This window comes from Bacillus sp. FSL W8-0519 (genome assembly GCF_038005585.1).
Lineage (GTDB): Bacteria > Bacillota > Bacilli > Bacillales > Bacillaceae_G > Bacillus_A > Bacillus_A paranthracis.
In genome coordinates this window covers 1475284-1498746 of sequence record NZ_JBBOTL010000001.1, presented here as the reverse complement: position 1 = coordinate 1498746, position 23463 = coordinate 1475284, and the positions used below count along the sequence as shown (strand labels likewise).

At 35.2% G+C, this 23463-nt stretch carries 21 protein-coding genes; 8 read left to right on the top strand and 13 right to left on the bottom strand.

The annotated features are described in order from the left end of the window. Window positions 1-104 precede the first annotated feature (104 nt). The 10 genes from resC to NST14_RS07770 form a co-directional block, all read right to left on the bottom strand. On the bottom strand, window positions 105-1262 hold the full coding sequence (resC, locus tag NST14_RS07815) for a cytochrome c biogenesis protein ResC (protein ID WP_000250096.1): 1158 nt from the start codon (window positions 1260-1262) through the stop codon (window positions 105-107). A gap of 14 nt (window positions 1263-1276) precedes the next feature. Further along, complete coding sequence (gene resB / locus NST14_RS07810) at window positions 1277-2902, bottom strand: cytochrome c biogenesis protein ResB (protein ID WP_000910527.1); 1626 nt, start codon at window positions 2900-2902, stop codon at window positions 1277-1279. Between the two features lie 121 nt (window positions 2903-3023). Then, window positions 3024-3545 (bottom strand): thiol-disulfide oxidoreductase ResA, encoded by a 522-nt coding sequence (gene resA, locus NST14_RS07805; protein WP_000742198.1) that lies wholly within the window; start codon window positions 3543-3545, stop codon window positions 3024-3026. Window positions 3546-3639: 94 nt separating this feature from the next. Next, entirely contained in the window at window positions 3640-4368 is a 729-nt protein-coding gene (rluB, locus tag NST14_RS07800; RefSeq protein ID WP_000440555.1) for a 23S rRNA pseudouridine(2605) synthase RluB, read from the bottom strand. A gap of 289 nt (window positions 4369-4657) precedes the next feature. Beyond that, on the bottom strand, window positions 4658-5188 hold the full coding sequence (spmB, locus tag NST14_RS07795) for a spore maturation protein SpmB (protein WP_000029510.1): 531 nt from the start codon (window positions 5186-5188) through the stop codon (window positions 4658-4660). Then, window positions 5185-5781 carry a spore maturation protein SpmA gene (spmA, locus tag NST14_RS07790; RefSeq protein WP_000247808.1) on the bottom strand — a complete coding sequence of 199 codons (597 nt, stop codon included), beginning with the start codon at window positions 5779-5781 and terminating at the stop codon, window positions 5185-5187. Before spmA ends, spmB begins: the two co-directional genes overlap by 4 nt. Continuing rightward, window positions 5774-6898 carry a D-alanyl-D-alanine carboxypeptidase DacB gene (gene dacB / locus NST14_RS07785; RefSeq protein WP_001252622.1) on the bottom strand — a complete coding sequence of 375 codons (1125 nt, stop codon included), beginning with the start codon at window positions 6896-6898 and terminating at the stop codon, window positions 5774-5776. Before dacB ends, spmA begins: the two co-directional genes overlap by 8 nt. A 111-nt stretch (window positions 6899-7009) precedes the next feature. Next, complete coding sequence (locus NST14_RS07780; RefSeq protein ID WP_000082669.1) at window positions 7010-7924, bottom strand: superoxide dismutase; 915 nt, start codon at window positions 7922-7924, stop codon at window positions 7010-7012. 105 nt (window positions 7925-8029) lie between these two features. Next, window positions 8030-8521 (bottom strand): YpuI family protein, encoded by a 492-nt coding sequence (locus NST14_RS07775; protein WP_000067567.1) that lies wholly within the window; start codon window positions 8519-8521, stop codon window positions 8030-8032. A 21-nt stretch (window positions 8522-8542) separates the two neighbouring features. Beyond that, the gene (locus NST14_RS07770; RefSeq protein ID WP_000583786.1) at window positions 8543-8932 is read right to left on the bottom strand and encodes a hypothetical protein; all 390 of its coding nucleotides are present in this window, start codon (window positions 8930-8932) and stop codon (window positions 8543-8545) included. Between the two features lie 186 nt (window positions 8933-9118). Here NST14_RS07770 and mprF point away from each other — a divergent pair, with 186 nt between their 5' ends. Beyond that, complete coding sequence (mprF, locus tag NST14_RS07765) at window positions 9119-11704, top strand: bifunctional lysylphosphatidylglycerol flippase/synthetase MprF (protein ID WP_000010860.1); 2586 nt, start codon at window positions 9119-9121, stop codon at window positions 11702-11704. A gap of 4 nt (window positions 11705-11708) precedes the next feature. Here the strand turns inward: mprF and NST14_RS07760 are convergent, their stop codons facing one another. After that, window positions 11709-12497, bottom strand: coding sequence for a hypothetical protein (locus NST14_RS07760; protein WP_000232619.1), 789 nt, complete (start codon window positions 12495-12497; stop codon window positions 11709-11711). A 176-nt stretch (window positions 12498-12673) separates the two neighbouring features. Here NST14_RS07760 and deoD point away from each other — a divergent pair, with 176 nt between their 5' ends. The 4 genes from deoD (at window position 12674) to NST14_RS07740 (ending at window position 16301) form a co-directional block, all read left to right on the top strand. Further along, window positions 12674-13381 carry a purine-nucleoside phosphorylase gene (gene deoD, locus NST14_RS07755; RefSeq protein WP_000110707.1) on the top strand — a complete coding sequence of 236 codons (708 nt, stop codon included), beginning with the start codon at window positions 12674-12676 and terminating at the stop codon, window positions 13379-13381. Window positions 13382-13537: 156 nt separating this feature from the next. Next, window positions 13538-15349: a sensor histidine kinase gene (locus NST14_RS07750; RefSeq protein WP_000797533.1), complete on the top strand. Its 1812-nt coding sequence runs from the start codon at window positions 13538-13540 to the stop codon at window positions 15347-15349. A gap of 107 nt (window positions 15350-15456) precedes the next feature. Beyond that, window positions 15457-15987 carry a tyrosine-type recombinase/integrase gene (locus NST14_RS07745; protein ID WP_000806236.1) on the top strand — a complete coding sequence of 177 codons (531 nt, stop codon included), beginning with the start codon at window positions 15457-15459 and terminating at the stop codon, window positions 15985-15987. Between the two features lie 119 nt (window positions 15988-16106). Continuing rightward, complete coding sequence (locus NST14_RS07740; protein WP_001094858.1) at window positions 16107-16301, top strand: DUF3924 domain-containing protein; 195 nt, start codon at window positions 16107-16109, stop codon at window positions 16299-16301. A gap of 293 nt (window positions 16302-16594) precedes the next feature. Here the strand turns inward: NST14_RS07740 and NST14_RS07735 are convergent, their stop codons facing one another. Then, window positions 16595-17440, bottom strand: a complete 846-nt coding sequence (locus NST14_RS07735) for a DUF72 domain-containing protein (protein ID WP_000897346.1) — start codon at window positions 17438-17440, stop codon at window positions 16595-16597. A gap of 160 nt (window positions 17441-17600) precedes the next feature. Here NST14_RS07735 and NST14_RS07730 point away from each other — a divergent pair, with 160 nt between their 5' ends. From NST14_RS07730 to NST14_RS07720, 3 genes are all read left to right on the top strand, one after another. Then, window positions 17601-18872 carry an ATP-binding protein gene (locus tag NST14_RS07730; RefSeq protein WP_000937251.1) on the top strand — a complete coding sequence of 424 codons (1272 nt, stop codon included), beginning with the start codon at window positions 17601-17603 and terminating at the stop codon, window positions 18870-18872. A gap of 243 nt (window positions 18873-19115) precedes the next feature. Next, window positions 19116-20651, top strand: a complete 1536-nt coding sequence (locus tag NST14_RS07725; protein ID WP_229142937.1) for a Gly-Xaa-Xaa repeat protein — start codon at window positions 19116-19118, stop codon at window positions 20649-20651. A gap of 195 nt (window positions 20652-20846) precedes the next feature. After that, on the top strand, window positions 20847-21275 hold the full coding sequence (locus NST14_RS07720) for a hypothetical protein (protein ID WP_001265565.1): 429 nt from the start codon (window positions 20847-20849) through the stop codon (window positions 21273-21275). A gap of 124 nt (window positions 21276-21399) precedes the next feature. Here the strand turns inward: NST14_RS07720 and NST14_RS07715 are convergent, their stop codons facing one another. After that, the gene (locus NST14_RS07715; protein ID WP_000769281.1) at window positions 21400-23442 is read right to left on the bottom strand and encodes a transglycosylase domain-containing protein; all 2043 of its coding nucleotides are present in this window, start codon (window positions 23440-23442) and stop codon (window positions 21400-21402) included. Window positions 23443-23463: the final 21 nt, after the last annotated feature.

Below are 23463 nucleotides of genomic sequence, written 5' to 3'. Positions count from 1 at the left end.
ATTTTACAAAATCAACCGCTACTTTGTCATGTTTTTCTCAAAAAAGAAGAAAAGTTGACAAAAATAAAATAGGAAAGTGACATACACTCTCCTATTTTATTTCTCTATGCGTATGAATGTAAACCCGCGATAATTAAGTTTACTACAATAAAGTTAAACATAATGATTGCAAAACCAATTACCGCTAACCATGCTGACTTCTCTCCATGCCATCCTTTTGATAAACGTAAATGTAATACCGCCGCATAAAAGAGCCACGTTATAAGTGCCCAAACCTCTTTCGGATCCCAGCCCCAAAAACGTGTCCACGCTATTTGAGCCCAAATCATAGCGAAAATTAATGCACCCAATGTGAAAACTGGGAATCCAATTGCAATAGAACGATATCCTATTTCATCTAACAAATCGCTATTCGTATTTTTCACTAACGGCTGAAGTGCCGCTGATACTCGTTTACGTAAAATTAGCCTTAATACAATATAGAGTAACGTTCCGACTAACACTGACCAAATAACAGTATTTAATTTTTTCGCATTTACAATCGCCGGAACTTCAACTGTCGGCTCTAATTTATTTTCTGTCAGTAACTTCCCTTCATGCGGCCCCACTAAAGCCGGAAGATTGTATTTCATTTCCACTTGTTGTTCATTTTTATCAATCCATTGAAACTTTGCTTCATATTTCATACTAGAATATACCGTTGTTACTCCAATAAACCCAACTGTACAAACAAGTGTGAATACTACCGTCTCTAGCCAAAATGTACGTTTACTTTTCACTGATTGATCTACATTTTTCAATAAATACATAACGCCTGTAATAAAACTAATTGCTAAAATTGCTTGTCCTGCAGCCGCAGTCGTCACGTGAATATGTAACCAATTACTTTTTAAAGATGGAATAAGCGGTGATATTTCCCTCGGAAACATACTCGCGTAGGCAATTAATAAAAGCGCAACTGGTAATGCAAAGAGCCCAATTATACTTACGCGGTACATAAAATACATGACAATAAATGCTCCGACAAGCATCATGCCGAAAAACGTACCGAACTCAAAAAAGTTACTAACCGGTGCATGTCCTGATGCAATCCATCTTGTAACAAAATATACCGTTTGTGCAATAAACCCTAAAATTGTAATCGTTATTCCTACATTTGCCCATTTATGACCCTTTTCTTTAATTGCTCCCCCAAAAAATAGAGTGGCAATTAAATATAAAATAAATGCGGTAAAGAGAAAGTTACTACTTATTTGCACCATATCGTTTCCCCACCTTAACTAATTTTTTTATCGACTACTTTATCATTTGGTTGCGGAATTGCTGTACCTTCTAGTACTCTTTCAATATCTTTCTTTAAACCGAACCAGTTTTTATTCGTATGTCCTGCAATCCACCATTCATCATTAACGCGTTGTATCCAAATACGGCGATGATTCCAATACATTCCTTGAATGACACCAACCATAAATATAAACCCTCCAATACCGAGAATCCAAAGCGTTAAATCTTTTCTTACAGTAAGTGCTGTTGCATTTTGCATTTCCACACCTGCAAAGGACATTTTATATTTGTTATTCCCATCAGGTTCTATATTTTGCTGAATACCAACAAAACTCACTTCACCATCTGGTGTTTCAGGTGTAAACATTTTAAATACAAATGCAGGGTTGTTTGGTAATTTTGTTTTTGTATTTGGTCTTCCATTCTCATCAAAATAAAAATCAGGGAAATAGCTTAATAGTTCTAAAGAATAACCATTTCCTAAATCATATTTTTCTGCAGGGTTTGTTAAATCAACTTTAATCGGTCCCCACTTTTGATTATTTTCTTTATTTTGCAAGTTAAAGGACATACTTTTAAATTCATTTTCTTTATAATCCACTTGATACACTGCAAACTTATCAAATTTCAGTGGTTCATTCACTCGAATTTCCGCTTCTTTTACTTTTTCCAATTTCGGCTTTTGTCCTGCTATATTTTCCCCTACTGCTTTATACAATACAGCATTCGTTTGGAAGTTTTTCGCAATCATTTTATCACCTACACGGTCAATTGCTTCATCAAAAACCTCCTTGTCCTTACTTTTATCATAAACTTCCTTTATAAACTTCTCGTTTTTTAAATAGTATTGACCATCTGTCCCTGGTATTTCTTTCATTTCTCCATCACGTAACCAAATCGCTTCGTCTACGTACATACTTGGTAAAAAACGGAGCATCGCACCGAATAAAAAGATGATGAGACCGATATGATTCACATATGGACCCCAGCGTGAAAACCGTCCCTTTTCCGCCAAAATATTTCCGTCTTCCACTTTTACGTTATAGTTTCTTTTCTTTAAATTCTTTTGAACTCTTTCAAAATCACCATCTTGCGGTGTACCAGTACCGTATAATCTTTGTCTCTTTAAAAAGCTAGGGTGTCTTTTCACCCCTTGCTTCTTTAAAGCTTTATAAAGTGGAATGACACGATCTAAACTGCATATCACAAGTGAAATACCAATTGAAGCAATTAAAATCATATACCACCACGAACCGTATAAATTATTAAAGCCTAATTGATAGTATAATTGCCCTAAAAATCCGTATTCTTGCTTATAATATTCAGCTGGTGCAATTCCTGGAGTTATGTACATTTCTTGCGGAAAAATAGTCCCTATCGCCGATGCAGCTAAAGTGATTACAATGAGCCATACACCGACTTTTACAGAAGAGAAAAAGCTCCAAATTTTATCAATAATCGTTTTTGTTTGCGTGAGAGATCTCCGAGCACTCCCCTCATAGCGCATATCCAATAGTTTTATATTTTCATTGCTTTCAAATGGTTTCCCGCAAGCTTCACAAAAAACAGTTCCTATCGGATTCACATGTCCACATTCACATTTAATTTCTTTCAACACTCTCACCGCCCCTGTATCTATATGTACTATTGTATATTCTAACCTCAAGTTACCGCAATACTCAGAATTTTTAAACCAAAGGCACTATAGGTAAGCGCCTTGTATGTAAAGGTTTTCTTTATTACGGAGTGATTTTCTTTAAATACTCCTCCAATTGTTCCTTCGTTTGTTCACCTTTAATCTCTTGAATCACCTTACCATCTTTATCAATCAAGAAGCTTGTTGGTAATGGTATTACTCCATACGTTTTTATAATTTCTCCACCTTTATCGATTGCAACAGGGAACTTAAGATCGTATTGTTTCACAAAATTCTTAACAGCAATATCCGTTTCATCTGCATCTAACGCAATGATTTCAACGCCTTTTTCTTTATACTTTGGATATAGTTCATTCATATAAGGCATTTCTTTCTCACAAGGTTTACACCACGTACCCCAAAAGTTTAAAAATACACCTTTTCCCTTAAAATCTTTTAGCTCAATTTTCTTTCCTTCTAAATCTGTCACAACAAAGTTAGGTGCTTCTTTTCCAATTTCCATTTTCTCTTCTTTAGAGAAATATCCTTGATAAAGTGTAAATCCTACAGCACCACATAAAATGAGCAGAATAATAACGCGAAATAATAAGCGATTTTTTTTCATATTGTCTCCCCTCTCTTCGACGAGTGATGAATATATGTATTTTTTAATAAATCACCAGCGGAGCATTCCACTGGTGAAATTTTCACAATATCGATTAGCGAGGCTTTGTAGAAGCCAATGCACGTAATTGTTTTACCTCATGTGGTGTCAATTCTCTTGCATCACCAGGTCGCAGGCTTCCTACTTCTAAGAAAGCATAGCGTTCACGCTTTAGTTTCACTACTTTACAATCTAACGCTTCAAACATACGACGTACTTGACGGTTACGTCCTTCATGAATTGTTAATTGTACAATCGCCATTTCTTTACGCTTGTCCCAAGAAATAATCTTCACACGTGCTGGTGCTGTTTTTCCGTCTTCTAACATCACACCGCGTTCTAACATGCGGATTTTTTCACCTGTTAGAGGCCCTTTTATTTTTGCAACATATGTTTTTTCAACTTTATATCTAGGGTGCATTAATACGTTTGCGAAGTCCCCATCGTTTGTCATTAATAATACGCCAGACGTATCATAATCTAAACGTCCGATTGGGAATAAACGTTGTGTAATTTCCGGGAAAAAGTCTGTTACAACACTTCTTCCTTTATCATCTGATACACTTGAAATTACGCCAGTTGGTTTATATAGTAAAAAATAAACAGGTTCTTCTTTTTCAAGAGGGATGTTATTTACTTCTACTTTATCTTGAGGAGTTACTTTCGTTCCTAACTCCTTCACTATTTTTCCGTTAACTTTCACTTTTCCTTGCTGAATTAATTCCTCAGCCTTTCTTCTCGATGCAATACCTGCTTGCGCAATCACTTTTTGTAATCGTTCCATTTCTTTTTTTCACCTCGAATTTATCTTACCTTACATTAGAAAGACTTGGCAACCGCATACGCTTGACGGCTTTTTGCTCCATCTTACTTAAACAACATAGCGATGATAATAAACATATAAAGGTCAAATCATGGTTTTACCTTTTATTATTGTCCATATTTTTCATATTGCTCACAATAAAAGTTCATTATTTTGTCAAAAATACCGCATAAAAAAACCACTATTAAGCAACACCTTAATAGTGGTCGTATACGTATTATAAGCGAAATAGCATAAAAAATGAATAGCATTACTGAAACAATAGAGAAACAAATACAATCGAACAAATAATTCCGATTAAATCGGCAAAAAGTCCTACTTTTAATGCATCTCCCATTTTTCTAATTCCAACAGCTCCGAAGTATACTGTTAAAATATAAAAAGTTGTGTCTGTACTCCCTTGCATCGTAGAAGCCAATCGCCCAATGAACGAGTCCGGTCCATACGTCGCAATTAAATCGGTCGTAATACTTAAACCAGCAGAGCCCGAAATAGGACGTATAAGTGCTAGTGGAACAATTTCTGCTGGGACATGAATTAAATCTAACATCGGCTTCATTACTGATATCATTGCATCTAATGCACCTGAAGCTCGAAATATAGAAATAGATACGAGCATTCCAACCATAAACGGTAAAATAGAGATTGCAATTTGAATCCCTTCTTTTCCCCCCTCAACGAACGATTCATACGTCGGAACTTTCTTTATCGTGCCATATAGAAGGATAAAACCAATGACACAAGGGATTACCCATAATGATATCGTATTGACAATGCTCATTTTTTCCGCCCCTTCCTACTCCTTCTTCGGTAAAAATAGCGGTCAATCCAAATCGCTCCGATCATAGAGAGTACTTGTGCAATGAATGTTACCCCAACAATTTCAGTTGGATTTGCTGATTCATACGTCATTCGAATCGAAATGACGGTCGTAGGAATTAAAGTAATCGCTGATGTATTTAATGCCAAAAACGTTACCATAGAACGGCTCGCCGAATCCTTCCCTCCATTTAACTCTTTCAATTGTTCCATCGCTTTAATGCCAAGAGGGGTCGCTGCATTACCTAAACCAAAAAAGTTTGCCATCATATTTGATAAAATAAATCCCATTGACGGATGATCCTTCGGTATTTCTGGAAACAGCCTTTTTACTATCGGCATAAAAAGTGCCACTAACTTTTTTAACAATCCGGCTTCCTCTGCAATTTTCATTAAGCCGAGCCAAAATACTAAAACACTAATGAGTCCTATACAAATCGTTACCGCATCTTTCGCTCCATCAAATACAGCTTTATTTATTTCTTCCATTGTTCCATTTATCATCGCATACACAATCCCAATGACAGCCATCGCTACCCATACGAGATTAACCATCGTTCCCAACACCTATCATGTAAGAAAAAATTTCTTTCACATTATTCCAGTACATTCCCGTTGTAGCTACTAACTTTCGTTTACTATAAAATAAATTCCGTTCTCCAACTTTCTCATTGCCAACATAAACGTCTGTCTTTCCAACCTTTACTCCATCCACAAGCTTTGCACTTTTATCTAGTTCAACTTTTAATACTACGCTCTTTTTTTCTTCTTCAGTTAAAGGTACTGAAAAACTATTTTTCGTGTAAACATGATTGGCGTATTTCTTTTCGGTTATTTCAGCAAGTGCTCCTTGTCCTAAAACTTTTGTTTGTTCGAAACGGTCAAAACCTTTATCAAATAAATTCATATGATCATCCCAATCACTAGAAGCGCTCAAAGTTACGACAATTAGATCTAGTCCATCTTTTGATGCTGTTGTAACAAGCGTTCTTCCTGCTTTCTTCGTAAAACCTGTTTTTCCCCCTGTTGCAAATTCATAATACGACGTCACAAGTTTATGTTTATTTTTCCACGGATAATCCCACGAATCTGATTTATACGTTTTTGTTCCAAAAATTTTCTTAAAAGTTTCGTTCCCCATTGCATACCTTGTTAAAAGTGCCATATCATAGGCCGACGAATAATGGGATCCATCTCCATCCAAACCATGTGGGTTTGAAAAGTGAGTGTCTTTCATTCCAATTTGTTTCGCCTTTTCATTCATTAAATATACAAACCCTTCTATACTCCCTCCTACATTTTCAGCAATTACTTGTGCTGCATCATTACCAGATCTAAGCATGAGTCCATATACTAAATCCTCTAATTTTACTTTCTGTCCAGGCTTTAAATAAATTGCTGAGCCTTCTACTCTCACTGCTTCATTACTAACCGAGACCATTTCTTTCATTTTTCCTGACTCAGCAGCTAACAAGGCAGTCATAATTTTTGTTATACTAGCAATCTTTTGCGGCTCATGTTCTGCTTTTCCGTATAATACGCGACCTGACTGTTGCTCCATTAATACAGCATTTCGAGCACTAACATTGCTGGTCATCTTTGCATATGTAGGAATTGGTATAACGCTTGCGTACATAATAAGAAGCGTAATGATTACACAAATTCGTCTCATATTTCCCCCCACGTCCTTTTGGCACTTTTTGTACAAGTGTATGCTTGGCCTTTTAAAATATGAACGAAATCTCCCTCTCCTTCCAATAAAAAAGACGCAGAGAACCTGCGTCTAATAAGGTGTCCATTCTATTTGTTTTGCACTTTCAAATCTTTTTTCTACATCCGGCCAATTTACAACATTCCACCAATTTTTAATATATTCATCTTTTCGATTTTGGTATTGTAAATAATACGCATGTTCCCACACGTCTAGTACAAGGAGCGGTATCGTATCCCATTGTGTAAATAATTGATGAAGTGTACTCTGTAAAATTTCTAATCTTCCCGATCGCGGAACCCAAACGAGAATTGCCCATCCTGAACCTTCCACTTTAGAGGCTGCTTCTGTAAAATGTTTTTGAAAACGCAAGAAACTTCCAAAATCTTGTTCAATCCGGTGTGAAAGAGCCCCTCTTGGACTTCCGCCGCCACCTTTTTTCATGTTATTCCAAAATATTGTGTGCAAGTAATGACCTGATCCATGAAAAGCAGCTTCTCTTTCCCAATGCTTAATTAAATCAAATTGATTTGTTTTTCTCGCTTCTTCCATCATCTTCTCTGCCTTATTTAATCCTTCCACGTAACTACGATGATGTTTATCATGGTGTAACATCATAATTTCTCTAGAAATATACGGTTCTAACGCATTATATGGATAAGGTAGTGGTGGGAGTGTATGCCCTCCAATTGGAACAGCTCGTTCACTATCCCCTCTTTCACATAGTTCATATTCCTCTTCCCCCTGCACGAATACTTCCTGCAAATGATGTTGAATATGTTCTACATCATCACTTATTTCATACATAAACTCTGCATCTGTATCATACTCATGCTCTTTCATACGGTCTAATAACGTTTGAATTTTATAAGCAAGCATATGGACATCATACACTTCCATTGCACGGCTATCTAATACGTGAAGAACACTTTCACACCAGCTTTCTACTTCATGAAAGTAATCTGTGAATACACCTTGCTGGCTCATGTTACACCTCCTTAATGCTATCCCCTTAAATATATTCAAAGGCAATCTCTTATATAACTGTACAAAAGGAAAAGAAGCTAAGTCCCCTCAGCTTCTTTTTCGCAGTTAATATTTGTGTAACATCTTTGTTTGATAATCCGTCTCATAATATTCTAATTCTTCACGCATCAATTGGAATTTCCCCTCTAAGCTCTTCATTACTTCCTCTACAGATGCAGGTGGTGTTTGTTGAAAAACGATGGAGTTTTTCCCTGTATAAGCAGACCGACTATTTTCATACCAATGATCACTCTTTGGTGAAAAAAACTCTGCAATTACTTGATGATAAATTTTATATAAAATCTTTTCAGCTGCTGTCTTTCGAAATGGCTGGCTATTTAACAAAACAAAACACGCATCATGCCCTTCTTCACAAAAAACGAGAAGACGTCTTATTGACGCTAATAACCCTTTATAATATTGTTCGTTTCCTGCCGGTGTCTCTTCTAATAAAGAAGGCAACGTATGATAATTTACATAATTGGTTATCAAATGAATAACATCTTCTAAAAACATAGAAACTTGTTCTGTTTGATTTTCCACCATTAGATTAGACATTTTTCCCTCTCCTTTGCCAGTTCACTCTATTTCTACTCTTTTATTTTTATGTAATTCAGCCAATATTTCTTGTACTTTCACGACTATTTCCTCATCAAAATATTGTTGGAATTCTTCTATATTATTTAAATACAAACGTTTTTGCATGCGAAGCTCATTCTCTTTCAGTAAACAACAGATCGCTACAATATCCCGCAAATATATGTCTTGATTTTCTACTTTACATACCGGATTTCCTTCAAAAGGAGTAATTTCTTGTACAACTTCTTCAAAATACCGAACATATAAAACAGAAAAGGTTCTTTCTTTATCATTTAATATATATGTCACTTCAGATCTATTAAAAAAATCTTCTGACGTATTAGGCTTTGCTTTCTCTAGCTCATATCCCGCATAACCTATTATAATCATCTACTTCCCCTCTCTTCCTTCTTTCAATTCATTTTAACTTAATTTTCTGACAAACGAAATACTCTTTTAAATATAACCCTTATAAAAAATAGCTTCCTTATACAGGAATTTACCTTTTTATTTTTCTTGAAGTTTGTCATAATAATATTATTGTCTCAGTTTTCTTATACAAGGAGAGTTGTATTTATGTCGTTTTCATGGAAACGTTTCTTACAAATCGGGAAAATTATCTTCCCATTTGTTGTATTAACAATTGTATTCTTTCAAGCAAAAAAAGAATTAGCAGGCATTTCTTTTTTAGAAGCAATCAATACAATTAAAAACATTCCAACCGGAGGAGTCTTTTTAGCCATTACACTTGGTGCATTTGCCGTATCAACAATGTTCTTTTACGACTATGTTATGCTTCGTTATTTAAAAGCTGATATACCTGTCCAAAAGATTTTTCGTATCTCATGGATTGCTAATACCTTAAATGGATTTATTGGATTTGGTGGTCTCGTTGGAGCGGGTGTACGTACGATGCTTTATCGTCCATACATAAAAGAAAATGGCAAGCTGATTAAAAGTATCGCCTGGATGACAACTGCTTTTATTAACGGACTCGCTATTCTTTCATTCCTCGGCCTTATTGGAATATTAGACACAAGTTTTATTTTGCATGAAAAACCGTGGCTATGGCCTGTTTTGATCTTCTTCGCCCTTTTCGTCCCTATATACATTGGCTTTTCTAAACTAAAAAATAGAAAACCAAAGCAAACCGAAGGACAAGATGAACGAGAAGAAGAGAAAAATCCAACTGTTTTATACTCATTAGTTTCATTAGTTGAGTGGGTATCTGCTGGTATTGTTATGTACGTCATACTAATATTATTTGGCATTGATATCGAATTTCAAAAGTTTTTAGGTGTGTATGTAATCGCTGCTTTAGCTGGTGTTGTTAGTCTTGTACCTGGTGGACTTGGTTCATTTGACCTTGTCTTTTTAACTGGGCTCGGACAATATGGCATTGATACAGGCGTATTACTACCTGCTATGTTATTATATCGCCTCGTCTATTACATTTTACCATTCTGCCTTGGTCTTATTTTTGCAGCTTTTGAAATGACAGGCGTGGCCATTAAAAAGTTTGAAGACAAACCTTTTATTGCGCCTGCATTAGAAACAACTGGTGTTATATGGACTTTGCAGCGTGATTTTCTAGGAAAACTAGGTTCGTGGGCCTCTGCTGCTTTAACAGTATTTGCTGGATTAATGGTTATTTTATCGACCATTCTACCGACAAGTATAAACAGAGCACACGCCTTACATATTCTAGCTCCAAAACATCTTATTCAATTTTCTTTTAGCTTATCACTAACATTCGGTATTCTCCTCCTGATCCTTTCACGAGGCATATATTATGGAACAAAGCGTTCTTACTATATGACGATTATTTCTTTAATCGGAGCAGCTATCTTTAATACGCTAAAAGGGATTGATATTGAAGAAACGTTTATTTTATTAATTGTACTCGCTGTATTATATATGCTTCGTAAAAGATTTGTACGCGAGAAAATGGAAGTCTCACTTTCTGATATCGTAAAAGTTTTTATATTCTTACTTATAACTTTATATTTATATAAAAACTTAGGTATTTTATTTGCAGGTGCAAAAGAAGCTTTTAAACCTGATTTTGTCGTTCGTAATATTACGCAAGTAAAACGAAGTGCATTAGCAGCTGCCTTTTTCGTTCCTACATTTTTACTGATTGGCTCACTCATTGCTAATCGTTATCGAAATGAATTTCCCGGGCAACCAGCTAATGATAAAAGATTACAAAACTTTTTAGATGAACATGGTGGAAATGTACTTAGTCATTTAGGTTTCTTAGGCGATAAACAATTCTTCTTTAGTAGTGATGGGAAAGCGCTCCTTCTCTTCTCTATAACTGGAAAACGTCTTGTTGTACTAGGTGATCCAATTGGAGATCCTTCCTCCTACCGTACTGTGTTACAAGAGTTTTTAGCTGAAGCTGACCGATTTGGATACATTTGTGTATTCTACCAAATTGAAAGTAAATGGATGAGTTTATATCATGATTTTGGTTACAACTTCTTTAAGCTTGGTGAAGAAGCTGTCGTTGATTTGAATACATTTACAATAACAGGAAAAAAACGCGCCGGTATGCGAGCGACTTTCAACCGTTTTGAACGAGAAGGCTATACATTCTCTATTCACCAGCCGCCGTTCTCAGATGAACTATTTGAAGAATTAAAAAAAGTTTCAGATGCGTGGCTCGGTGGAAAAAAAGAGAAAAGTTTCTCACTCGGATACTTTGATCGTGAATATATTAGCCGTGCTCCTATCGCTACATTATCTGATGCAGATGGAAAAATCATTGCATTTACAACTTTTATGCCAGTATATCAAGACGGATCATTGTCTGTTGATTTAATGCGGTATTATCCAGATGCACCTAGCGGCATTATGGATGCCATTTTCATCCACCTATTCCAGTGGGCAAAAGAAAATGAATACCACTCCTTTAATATTGGTATGGCACCACTTTCAAATGTAGGTTTATCGACACAATCTTTCTGGTCTGAACGGGTTGCTGCTGCCATCTTTAATAATGTTCGTTACACATATAGTTTCAGCGGGTTACGACATTTTAAAGAAAAATATAAACCAACATGGAGCGGTAAATATTTAGCATTTAGAAAGAATCATTCTTTACCAATTACAATGCTCTCTGTAACAAAATTAATAGGAAAAAGAAAAAACAGCTAAATAGTTAGCTGTTTTTTCTTTTTTGAACTTGTACAATGAATTCTTTTTCATATTTCTTTCCATTTATATAGAAATCTCCCCATATTTTATACGTTCCTTCAGCAGGAAATGTAATGCGATATTGTAATTGCTCATCTGTATCAACAGGGATTGCATATAAAAAGTTTTCTCTCGTTTCGTCCACGATATAGAGCGCCTCCACTTCTCCTCTCTCTGCATGTAGTTTCAATTTCTCACCCTTTTTCGCTTGAAATTGAAATGTTAACGTCACTGGCTCATTCGGATGCAATGCACCAAATAATAGAGAAACTTCATACTCCCCTATTTTTTTTGTAAGTACACTATCGATTGGAAATTTTACTTTTTTCTTATTTTTCTCGTCTATTTCTTTCCCAAAATCTTTCTTCGCAAATGATTGCACAGACTTATTTTTGTCTTCATATAAAAATATTGTATAGCCTTCATCTTTCGCTATTTTAGAAGATACTTTATATGATCCATTTCCTGCGAATGTAGGTTTCATTTGTTGTACGTGTTTTAATTGTCCGTCTACAATAACTGCACGAATTTGATCATTCACACCACGAACTTCGCTATTTTTATTATTTAATAATTGAAATGAAATATCCGTTTTCTTATTTCCTTTTCCATTTGATACATCCCATTTTACTTCCTGAACATCACCTACAGTCTCTGTAGTTTCCTGATACTTTTTTATGTAAAATCCACCTACCACAATAAATAACAAAGCAACAAGTCCAATGACAAGATTTTTCAAAACATCACCTACCATTTTTATAGTCTCTATTCATACAAAACTTCTTTCATATATATTCTAGATTATGATTTATGAAATCCTTCTGTTTTGCACATATTACAAAGGATAAAAAAGATTTTAATTGAAAGGATTCATAGTGTATAATGCAAATGATATTGATTTCTATCAATACATTATAAGGAGGACTTTTCATGAGTGTACATATTGAAGCAAAACAAGGTGAAATCGCTGAATCTATTCTATTACCTGGTGATCCATTGCGTGCAAAATATATTGCTGAAACATTTCTAGAGGACGTTACTTGCTATAATAACGTACGTGGAATGTTAGGATTCACTGGAACTTATAAAGGAAAACGTGTATCTGTGCAAGGTACAGGTATGGGTGTTCCTTCTATTTCTATTTATGTAAACGAATTAATCCAAAGCTACGGAGTTAAAAATTTAATTCGCGTTGGAACTTGCGGTGCTATTCAAAAAGACGTAAAAGTACGTGACGTTATTATTGCAATGACAGCTTGTACGGATTCTAATATGAACCGTTTAACATTCCCAGGATTTGATTTTGCACCAGCTGCAAACTTCGACCTTCTAAAAAAAGCTTACGATGCTGGAACTGAAAAAGGCCTACACGTTCGTGTTGGTAACGTTTTAACAGCAGATGTATTTTACCGTGAGAGCATGGACATGGTGAAAAAGCTTGGAGATTACGGTGTACTAGCAGTAGAAATGGAAACAACTGCGCTTTACACATTAGCAGCGAAATACGGTGTAAATGCATTATCTGTCTTAACAGTAAGTGATCACATCTTCACTGGTGAAGAAACAACATCTGAAGAGCGTCAAACTACATTTAACGAAATGATTGAAATCGCTTTAGATGCAGCAATTCAACAATAATACATTAAAGAACTCGTCATACGTCTGTCGAGTTCTTTTTATGTGACTTTTTATTAAAAACTACTTTCAGAAGAGACAGATTTTCTCCTCTACTTTTTTGTAACGTTTGTTATAATAAAGAAATCATTTACAGTATTTCTCACAAGAGGTGACGCAGTGAAAAACAGAAGTATCGTCTTTAAACTATTTTTATTAACATCAACATTATTTACAATCATATTCCTCCTCTTTTTCCTAGGACAATCTCTATTTTTAGAGAAATTTTATATTAATAAAAAAGTAAAAACAGTTCAAACTGCTTTTGAAAAGTTCGTAGATACGTACGAAAAAAGTGGGAAAACTTATGAAGAAATTCGAAAACTAAAACAAGAATTTCATGATAAAACAAATGCTGACATGCAATTTTTAAATACGAATGGCATTATTAAAAGCGACAACAATTACTATATTGACGTATTTAATCCTAAAAATAATGAGACATATTCTATTCCGCTCAATAATCTTTTAACACCCGAAGAATATAAGAAATTCGAAAACTTAGGATTGAAAAAAGACGATGTGATAAATGTCGTCGGTTTGCTACAAAACAAAACAATAACACCAATAAAATTGACAACAAATTACAATCGATGGCAAAACGAATATACCAATTCAGATTTTTCATCTATTAATGGTAACCCTTCTAAAAATAGACTTACAAACCGATACAAAACTGTTACTCAAATTGAGTTTACTGGTACGATCTCTAAGTTACAACTTCCATCGAAAGCGGAGGTTCGTCTTGCAAATGATATTGAAACATTGCAAGCCGTTCAATATTTTGCAGAGCTTATTAGAAATGGCACTGCTAACTCGCAGCAATTAAACACTTATATAATAGATAGCGGGGAGAATATAAAGAATAGTATCTTTGTAAAACCTATTATGAAAAATGGAGAGATTACAGAATATGCTTTTGCGATAGCATCCTTGCAACCTGTTAATGAAGCGATGCTCGTTTTGAAAGATTATTATGTCTATGCCTTAATCATCGTATTTCTCGTAATTATTTTATTATCCTTCTACTACTCAAAAATCATTGTGAAACCATTAATTAAAATGAATCGTGTTACAAAAAAAATGGCCAATTTTGATTTTAGCGAGAAATTACCTGTAACAGCAGACGATGAAATTGGAGGGCTTTCCGGTAGTATTAATACGTTATCTGTAAATTTAAAAGACCGAATTGATCGATTAAATGTTGCCAATACAAAATTACAACAAGATATTGAACGTGAACGTCAATTAGAGAAAACGCGAAAAGAATTCATTTCTGGTGTATCACACGAATTAAAAACACCACTTAGTGTAATTAGAAGTTTCGCAGAAGGAATTAAAGATGGCGTTAGTAAAGATACGACGTATTACACAGATGTTATTTTAGAAGAAACCGAAAACATGAACAGACTTATTGTTGAAATGTTAGAATTAGCAAAATTAGAATCAGGTACGTACAAGCTAGATATGACGACATTCTCAATCGGTGAACTAATTCAACAAGTCTATACAAAGTTATTATTTAGCATGGAGGAAAAACATTTACAAGTGAATATAGATGTAGACCCTTCTATATTTGTGAAAGCGAATCGTAGTCGAATTGAACAAGTAGTTGTGAACTTACTTAGCAATGCAATTCGCTATACGCCAGATGGAGAAAAAATACAAGTCTCCGTTATAGAAATGGAAGATACAGTAAAAGTTGAAATCGAAAACACAGGAAACCCTATTCCAGAAGACAGTCTTGAAAAAATTTGGGATCGTTTCTACCGTTTAGATGCATCGCGTAGCCGTCATACTGGTGGTACTGGTCTTGGATTATCTATTGTTAAAAATATTTTAGACCTCCACCATGCCGAGTATGGTGTATATAATACGACTAATAGTGTTGTATTCTACTTTAATTTACAAAAAGTAAAAGAAGTCAAATAATTTGTCTTAATTTCACTAGGAGTTCACATGAAATTCACACTCTCCCTTTATAGTTAGAAACAAGTTAATCCTTTCCTTTACACATATAAAAGAGGAGAGTGCGTGAAATGAAACAAGCAGGACAACCTATTCAAAATGAAAAACAATTAGAAACTATCAAAAATATACTTTTACAATCTTCGAAACGTGATGGCTTATTATTCGTATTAGCTGTAAATTCTGGCTTAAAAGTAAGTGAAATCTTACAATTAAAAGTTAGTGATGTAATCGATGAAAATGAAAATGTTCGCCATTCCATTTTATTTTACAATGAAAAAGTAAAGAAACATAAATGGTTCGCTGTAAATGAAGACTTACAGCACGCAATCGAAGACTACATGAAAGAACGTAAAACTTGGAAACGTAATGAACCATTATTAAAGTCTCAAAAAGGAACAAAATCTATTACGAGACAACATGCGTGGTACATTTTAAACAAAGCTGCAAAAGAAGTTGGATTAGAAGGGATTAGCTCACATACACTTCGAAAAACTTGGGGATATTGTGCATACAAATCAGGTGTTGATATCGCATTTTTACAACACTTCTTTGATCATAGTACTCCATCAAAAACTTTAAAGTATATCGGTATTGCTTAATAACTCTTATACATAAAAAAGGTTACCATTTATAAATGGTAACCTTTTTTATGTTTCACATTCTCTTTTCTTGTCTCTCCTATATTGTAGTGGTACTCTAATAGTAAGGGGGAGAAATTATGAACACTTTAACAATTGAATTACCGAAAGAAACGGCTGAAAAACTTGATTTATTAAAACAAGCTTATGAAAAGAAAACAGGTGCTTCTATTTCTGAGAGCACTCTTGTTCAAACACTTATCTCAAAAGAATTTATCCAAGCGATAACTCCTTTTGATTTACAACAATTCATCACTGGAAAAGAACAGCATTAATTGCTGTTCTTTTTTTATACGTTATCAGGAGTTTGCTAGAAATTTACCTCGAAACAACTCATTACTTCAGCCAAACTTCTATTAGAGATCTCCCTATCGCTCCTATCTCCTAAAAAGTTTTTTATTTATTTTTAGGAAAACTATTGACAATGATAATGATAACCATTATCATTTATTACGAAGCCAACAATTGATGAATCAACCAAACGCTCAGTAACATTGTTACCCCTCTTTTTCATATAGAAAGGCACTGTACATTCCCCCTGTTTGTACAGTGCCTTTCTTGTTTATTATCACTCAAACAAATTTAATTGCTCAGGCTTTGGCTCACCATATGTAATGTTCATCATTTTCATAAGCTGTTTCGCATTATCAGCTGCATCTCCGCCTGAATTATTGTTAAATAGTACATATATGTCCTTTGTCTTCTTTTTTAATTGTTCTAGTCTTTCTACCCATTCTTCTAATTCTTTATTGTTATAGCGATATAAGCAACGAACCGCTCTCCAATTTTCTCCTTTATCAAGCCAGCCATGAACATTCCGGCCATGGAAGCGTATTAACACCATCTCTGCACTCGTTACTTCTAATACGAGCGGTACTGACCCCATCCCTGCCTGTGGCTCATCACAAATTGTATGAATCCATTTCTCCTGCTCTAGAAACTGTAACGTCTTATCTCTCATTTCTGGATAAAACCATGTTTGATTTCGAAATTCTATCGCACACGGCAAACCTTCCATTTTTTCTTTCGTATATCGGAGAAAATCTACATTCTTCTTTTTACAATCAAACCATGGTGGATATTGAAATAAAATCGTTTTTAATTTACTAGCTTCAATTAAAGGAAGAATAGATTGTTTATATACATCAAACATCTCATCGAACGTAGAAAAAGGAATCTCTCCTTTCATATGTCCTGTCATTCCTTGATATGCTTTTACGATAAAAGAAAAATCTTTCGGTGTTTCCATTGCCCATTTTGTATAATTTCGTTCAGGTTGCATCGCATAAAATGAACTGTCCACTTCTACTATAGGAAAATACTCACTATATGTTCGTAATTTATTTCTATTTTCATAGGGGTCTATATATAAAGAATCATGATCTCCCCACCCTGTTACTCCAATGAAAAGCAAATATATTCCTCCCTTTTTCACTTCACTTTCTATCCATTCTACCCACTTTCTGAACACTTTGACCAATCAATTTCATTAAGTAGTCCCATCTTTAAGAGTATTCATATAAAAATATGATATACTAGATGGAAGAATTTTTAAATTGAGGGGTTATTTATTTATGCTTCCAAACGATGATATTATATCTCATGAAAAACGAATAGAAGAACTAGAGAATAAAGTACGTTTTTATGAAGAACTTGTAAATCAATTACCACATCATTTCACATATAAAAATCCACATATTGGTTTACAAATAAAGAAAACGAGATCGAATCATTCCATTCAAAACATACAAAAAGAGAATAAAGAGGCTGACTTTCAACTTACTTGCGATTCATTATTTTTATTTAAACAACTTGAAACATACTTTATTCATATTTTTGATGCTTTTTCACATCATGTAACCTTTGTTGATAATAAAGGAAATATAACTTTATGTAATCAGGCTGCAGCAGATGATTTTGGTGTAGTACGAAATGATATAATTGGAAAACCAATTCAACAATTACTAAAATTGCCTGAAGAAAAAATTAAAGCTCTAGAAACATTAAGAACAGGCACAGAAATATATAATGAAGAAGTTTTAGACAAAAACTATGGCATTTTAAATAACCGAATTATTCGTGATTATAACGGAGAGATTTTTAGGGTTATTAGTGTTTTTCATTATTTAAACACAGAACGTGATGCAGAAAAATTTTCGTTAGCAGGGCGAATCGCGGCTGGTATTGCGCATGAAGTACGTAATCCTCTTACAACCGTACGAGGATATTTACAATTTTTACAAGAAAATGTTTCTCCATCTAATAAAGAACTATTTAAAAACTTACTTATTCCTGAATTAGATCGCGCAAATAGTATCATTACAAAATTTTTATCTATTTCAAAAACACGGGAATTTACAAGAGAACCCTTTCCCATTAATACGTTTTTACGTGAGTATATTCAACAGTTACTAGCTAGTGAAGTCTTTTTACATAACATTTCAATTGATTATAATTTTTCTACCGAATTAGATGATATTTTAGTTCATATTGATCGTCATGAACTTGTGCAAGTTTTTTTAAACTTATTCCAGAACGCTGTCGATGCTCAAGGAGAAAAAAAACTTTCTATACAAATTACTAGTTACCGCCTTGATAATTTTGTTCGTATTACTTTCACTGATAATGGGACTGGTATTCCACCAGCGATTCAAGAATATATCTTTGATCCATTCTTCTCAACAAAAGATTCCGGTACAGGACTCGGCTTGGCAGTAACGAAAAAAATTATTCAAAATCATAATGGTACATTAAAAATGACTAGCAATGAAGATGGTACTACTTTTACTATTTCAATTCCAATCTTACCTAAAACAGCCCTTGAAAGATTAAATCAAGACAAATAAAATCCAATCCACGAACTGCATGTCAATTGTTAAATCCCTTAACAATCGACATGCAGTTTTTTATGTTGAACTTTTCTTCTTTACATTATATGAAACCTTCTCTATATCTTACTTATTTGTTTGCCAAGCGGGCCAATTTCTTATTTTTTTAGAAATGGTAGTTTGTCCATCACGAATTCAGTATAAATTTCATTTTAATATATAGTAATGACTATTGATTCTATGAAAGAAAGGAATGAAAAGATGAACAATAAAAATAAAGGAAAAGTATTTTATGGTAATGACTGTTGCGAAGTCAGAGCTTGTAGTCATATTAACATCTCTAAGTCCGAACTTACAGAATTTGTTAGACTCCTTCAAGTTTTTGGCCAAGCTATTCAAGCTGTCTTTCAAAACCCTTCTCAAACTAATATCGATAACTTGATAGCTGCGCTCAATAACTTACAAAAGTTCCTCAATTGCTTAGATTTATCCCCAGCACAAAAACAAATTGGAAATTCTATCATTGCTAATCTATTAACTATTTTAAGAACAACACCTTTCTCATGCGGAGCATTATACGTTGAACTACAAAGTCTGCTTAATTATTTATTGTATATCGCTAAGTTATTCAAAGTAGATTGTTGTACGACCGACAAACTAGTTAAACTCATAACAGAGATCCAAGCTATCCTAGTTCAATACGGATCAGGTTGTCTTGGAGGCGGAGGCGCTACGGGTGCTACGGGTGCTACCGGTGCTACCGGTGCTACCGGTGCTACTGGTGCTACTGGTGCTACTGGCGCTACTGGGCCTCAAGGACCGGCGGGGGCTACTGGGCCTCAAGGACCAGCGGGGGCTACTGGCGCTACTGGTGCTCAAGGACCTCAAGGCGTTCAAGGACCGGCAGGGGCTACTGGCGCTACTGGACCTCAAGGCGCTCAAGGACCTGCAGGTGTTCAAGGCGCTACTGGACCTCAAGGACCTCAAGGTATTCAAGGACCTGCAGGGGCTACCGGTGCTACTGGTGCTCAAGGTGTTCAAGGACCTGCAGGGGCTACTGGCGCTACTGGACCTCAAGGTATTCAAGGGCCTGCAGGGGCTACTGGCGCTACTGGTGCTCAAGGACCTCAAGGCGTTCAAGGGCCAGCGGGGGCTACTGGCGCTACTGGTGCTCAAGGACCTCAAGGACCAGCGGGGGCTACTGGCGCTACTGGTGCTCAAGGACCTCAAGGTGTTCAAGGGCCAGCAGGGGCTACTGGCGCTACTGGTGCTCAAGGACCTCAAGGCGTTCAAGGGCCAGCGGGGGCTACTGGCGCTACTGGTGCTCAAGGACCGGCAGGCGCAACAGGGGCTACTGGTGCTCAAGGTGCTACTGGTGCAACCGGACCAGCGGGTACACCAATTCCTGTAACGATCGCGGCAATCGGAAACTCAAATCCACAAACTATATCACCTGGAACAAACCTTCAATTCAATCAAGTGTTTGAATTAACTAATATCTCTTTCAATGATACTTCAGATACTTTAACGATTTTAGAAACAGGCGTATATGATATTAGTTTCTCAGCGTCTACAACTTTCCCAGGGTCTTCACCATTTGGATTCGGTATTTCATTCAATGGTCAACCACCTACTCGTAATTTCTCAACTAACGTTATCGGTAGTGCTGTTTCTTTCTCTACAATTGTTACTTTACAAGCTGGTACAACGATTGCTATACAGCCTACAGCAAACACTATTTCAATTCCTAACACAGGCGATACAACAGCAACACTATCTGTATTCCGAATTTACTAATTTTCGCTTAAGAAGTATATTTATAATAATATGTATCGTTTAACCGTGCATTAAATCTCTCTTTATATAGAAAGGAGCACTTATTTGGGAGGATAAGTGTTCCTTCTTTACGTTTCTTTACCTCAAATTTACTCTATCTTAATCCTTATTTTGTATGATAAATAGTGAAGTCAAAGATATGAAAGAGGGATGAAAATGAGAGTTATGTCACTAATACGCATTTGGTTTGCACTTATGGTATGCATTATTTTATGTGTAGGATTTTTTTTAACTCTAAAATATTCCACTATATCAAAAGCAGAGAGAAAAACTGCTCCATACAAACTTTTGTATACAAAACAAAGCAACATCCCTTATTCCAATTCCACAAATAATGAAAAAAGGGTTATAAAAGGAATGCTTATTACGAAAGCTTCTAGTTCCGAGGCGTTACTCCAAATTGCTGAAACGATTAAAAATCAGTATACAAATAAAAAAATCGATGAAATTACACTTTCTATCCACAATGAAAATAACGGTAATTACGAAGAAGAATTACCTTACGAACCTATTAGTAAAGGCAAAATAATCGTAACATACGATTCCGAATCCTTTGGCAGTACGAATATTGTACTTAACGAGTAATCTCATGTATCTCAACGGATATGGATTAATAGCTAATTAAGATAGACAAAAATCTCTACCGATTAAAATTTTATTTTGTTTTCATACAAAATAAGAGGCGAATTTTTTTATTCGCCTCTTTCTTTTACCAAAATGAAGGAATCCATTCTTTCACTTTATCAAGCCACTCTTGTTGCTCTTGTTTTCGTTGTTGTTCCTCTTCTTTCCTTCTCTTCTCTTCTTCTTTTCTTCGTTTTTCCTCTTCTATTGTAGTCAATTGTTTTTTATAATCAGCCTCAGATATGAGCGATAACTGAAATGCTTTTTGAGCTGGATTTGCGTTCGCTTTTTTCATAATATCCCGGAACATTGTCGTCGTAATTTGACTACCACCCGGAACATAATGATCGCTATCGGTTTTATCATATCCTACCCAAATCGCACCTACTAAATCTGGTGTGTATCCAACAAACCATGAATCCTTTGCACCGGTGCTCGGGCCATTTACAATTTGAGTAGTTCCTGTCTTACCTGCCGTATCAACATTATTAACTTTTGCCTTTTCGCCCGTTCCCTTTTCGACAACACCTTTTAATAAATATGTCATTTTTTGAGAAACTTTCTCACTCGTCACTCGTGTCTCTTTCTTATACCACTTTCCAAGCGTTTCACCTTCAGCATTTTGTATCTCCCTAATTGCATGAGCTTCCACTTGGACTCCGTCATTTGCAAATGTACTGTATGCTTGAGCCATTACAAATGGAGATGTCCCCACATGCATACCGCCTAAAGCAATCGGATACGTACGATCTTCTGGCACTAATGGAATACCAAATCGCTCTAAAGATTTCAATCCTTTATCTAATCCAATTTGTTCTAATAGCCACACAGCTGAAACATTATACGACTTTGCTACGGCTTCATACATTGTCACATCACCGTGAAAAGTATGATCGCTATTTTGTGGTTTATATTCTTTAATGTTAAATGGTTCATCTTTTAATATATCGTATACTTCATATCCTTGTTCTAACGCTGGTACATATACAGCCAAAGGTTTTAACGTTGAGCCCGGTTGTCTTTTTAATTGGGTTGCATGGTTAAACTGTAAAAACTGATACGGCCCTCTGCCTCCAACTAAAGCTGGTATACCACCTGTTTTGGGATTCATAAGAACTACACCCGTTTGCATGAGTTGGTCTGAGCCACTATCTTTGAAATAACTATCATTATTCACAACGTCTTCTACGGCCTGTTGTTTTTTCGGGTCAAGCTCTGTATAAATACGATAACCACCTGCTAAAATTTCATTTTGTGTTAATTCGTACTTGTCCATCGCCTCTCTAACAATATAGTCTACATATTGAGAGTATTTTCCCTTGTATTTATCATCAACGCCACGTTTTAACACAAGTCCACTCTCTTTTTCTTTATTATACTGTTCGTCCGAAATATACCCTTGCTCTTTCATTAAACTTAATACGACATTACGTCTTTCAATTGACTTGTTAAAGTTTTTATAAGGTGAATACGCAGATGGTGCTTTAATCAAGCCCGCAATCGTTGCTGCTTCTGAAATTGTTAAATCTTTTACATCTTTATCAAAATAAGATTTAGCTGCTCTTTTTATACCCCAAGCACCTTCACCAAAATAAATTTGGTTCATATACATTTCAATGATTTCATCTTTCGTATACGTACGCTCTATTTTTTTTGTTAAAAAATATTCCTTAATTTTTCGAGAGTATGTGCGGTCTTGTGTCAGAAATACATTTTTCGCAAGTTGTTGTGTAATTGTACTTCCCCCTGCTACAACTTCTCCTGCTGTAATATTTTTAAAAACTGCACTTATAATTCCACTATAGTAAATCCCGTGATGGTTAAAAAATTCCTTATCTTCTACTGCAACAATGGCCTGAACCATAATATCAGGAATATCTTTCTTTTTTACGCCTTCTGTTTTAGAAGAAGCTAATTTAGTCGCAACTTCATTATTTGCATCATAAATTAAGGTCGGCTGCGGAACAGCTTGCTTTAATTCAGATATGTCTTGAATAGAAATTATTATATTTATAGCAATAAATAGAGTAGCGAGCAAACTTCCTAATACAATTAATGAATTACGAAGCTTCTTCCTCTTGTTGAACCACTCCTGCATTTTTTTTAAGTGAGTGTTCTTCAATTTCATTCGTTCACTTCCTTCGTTTGT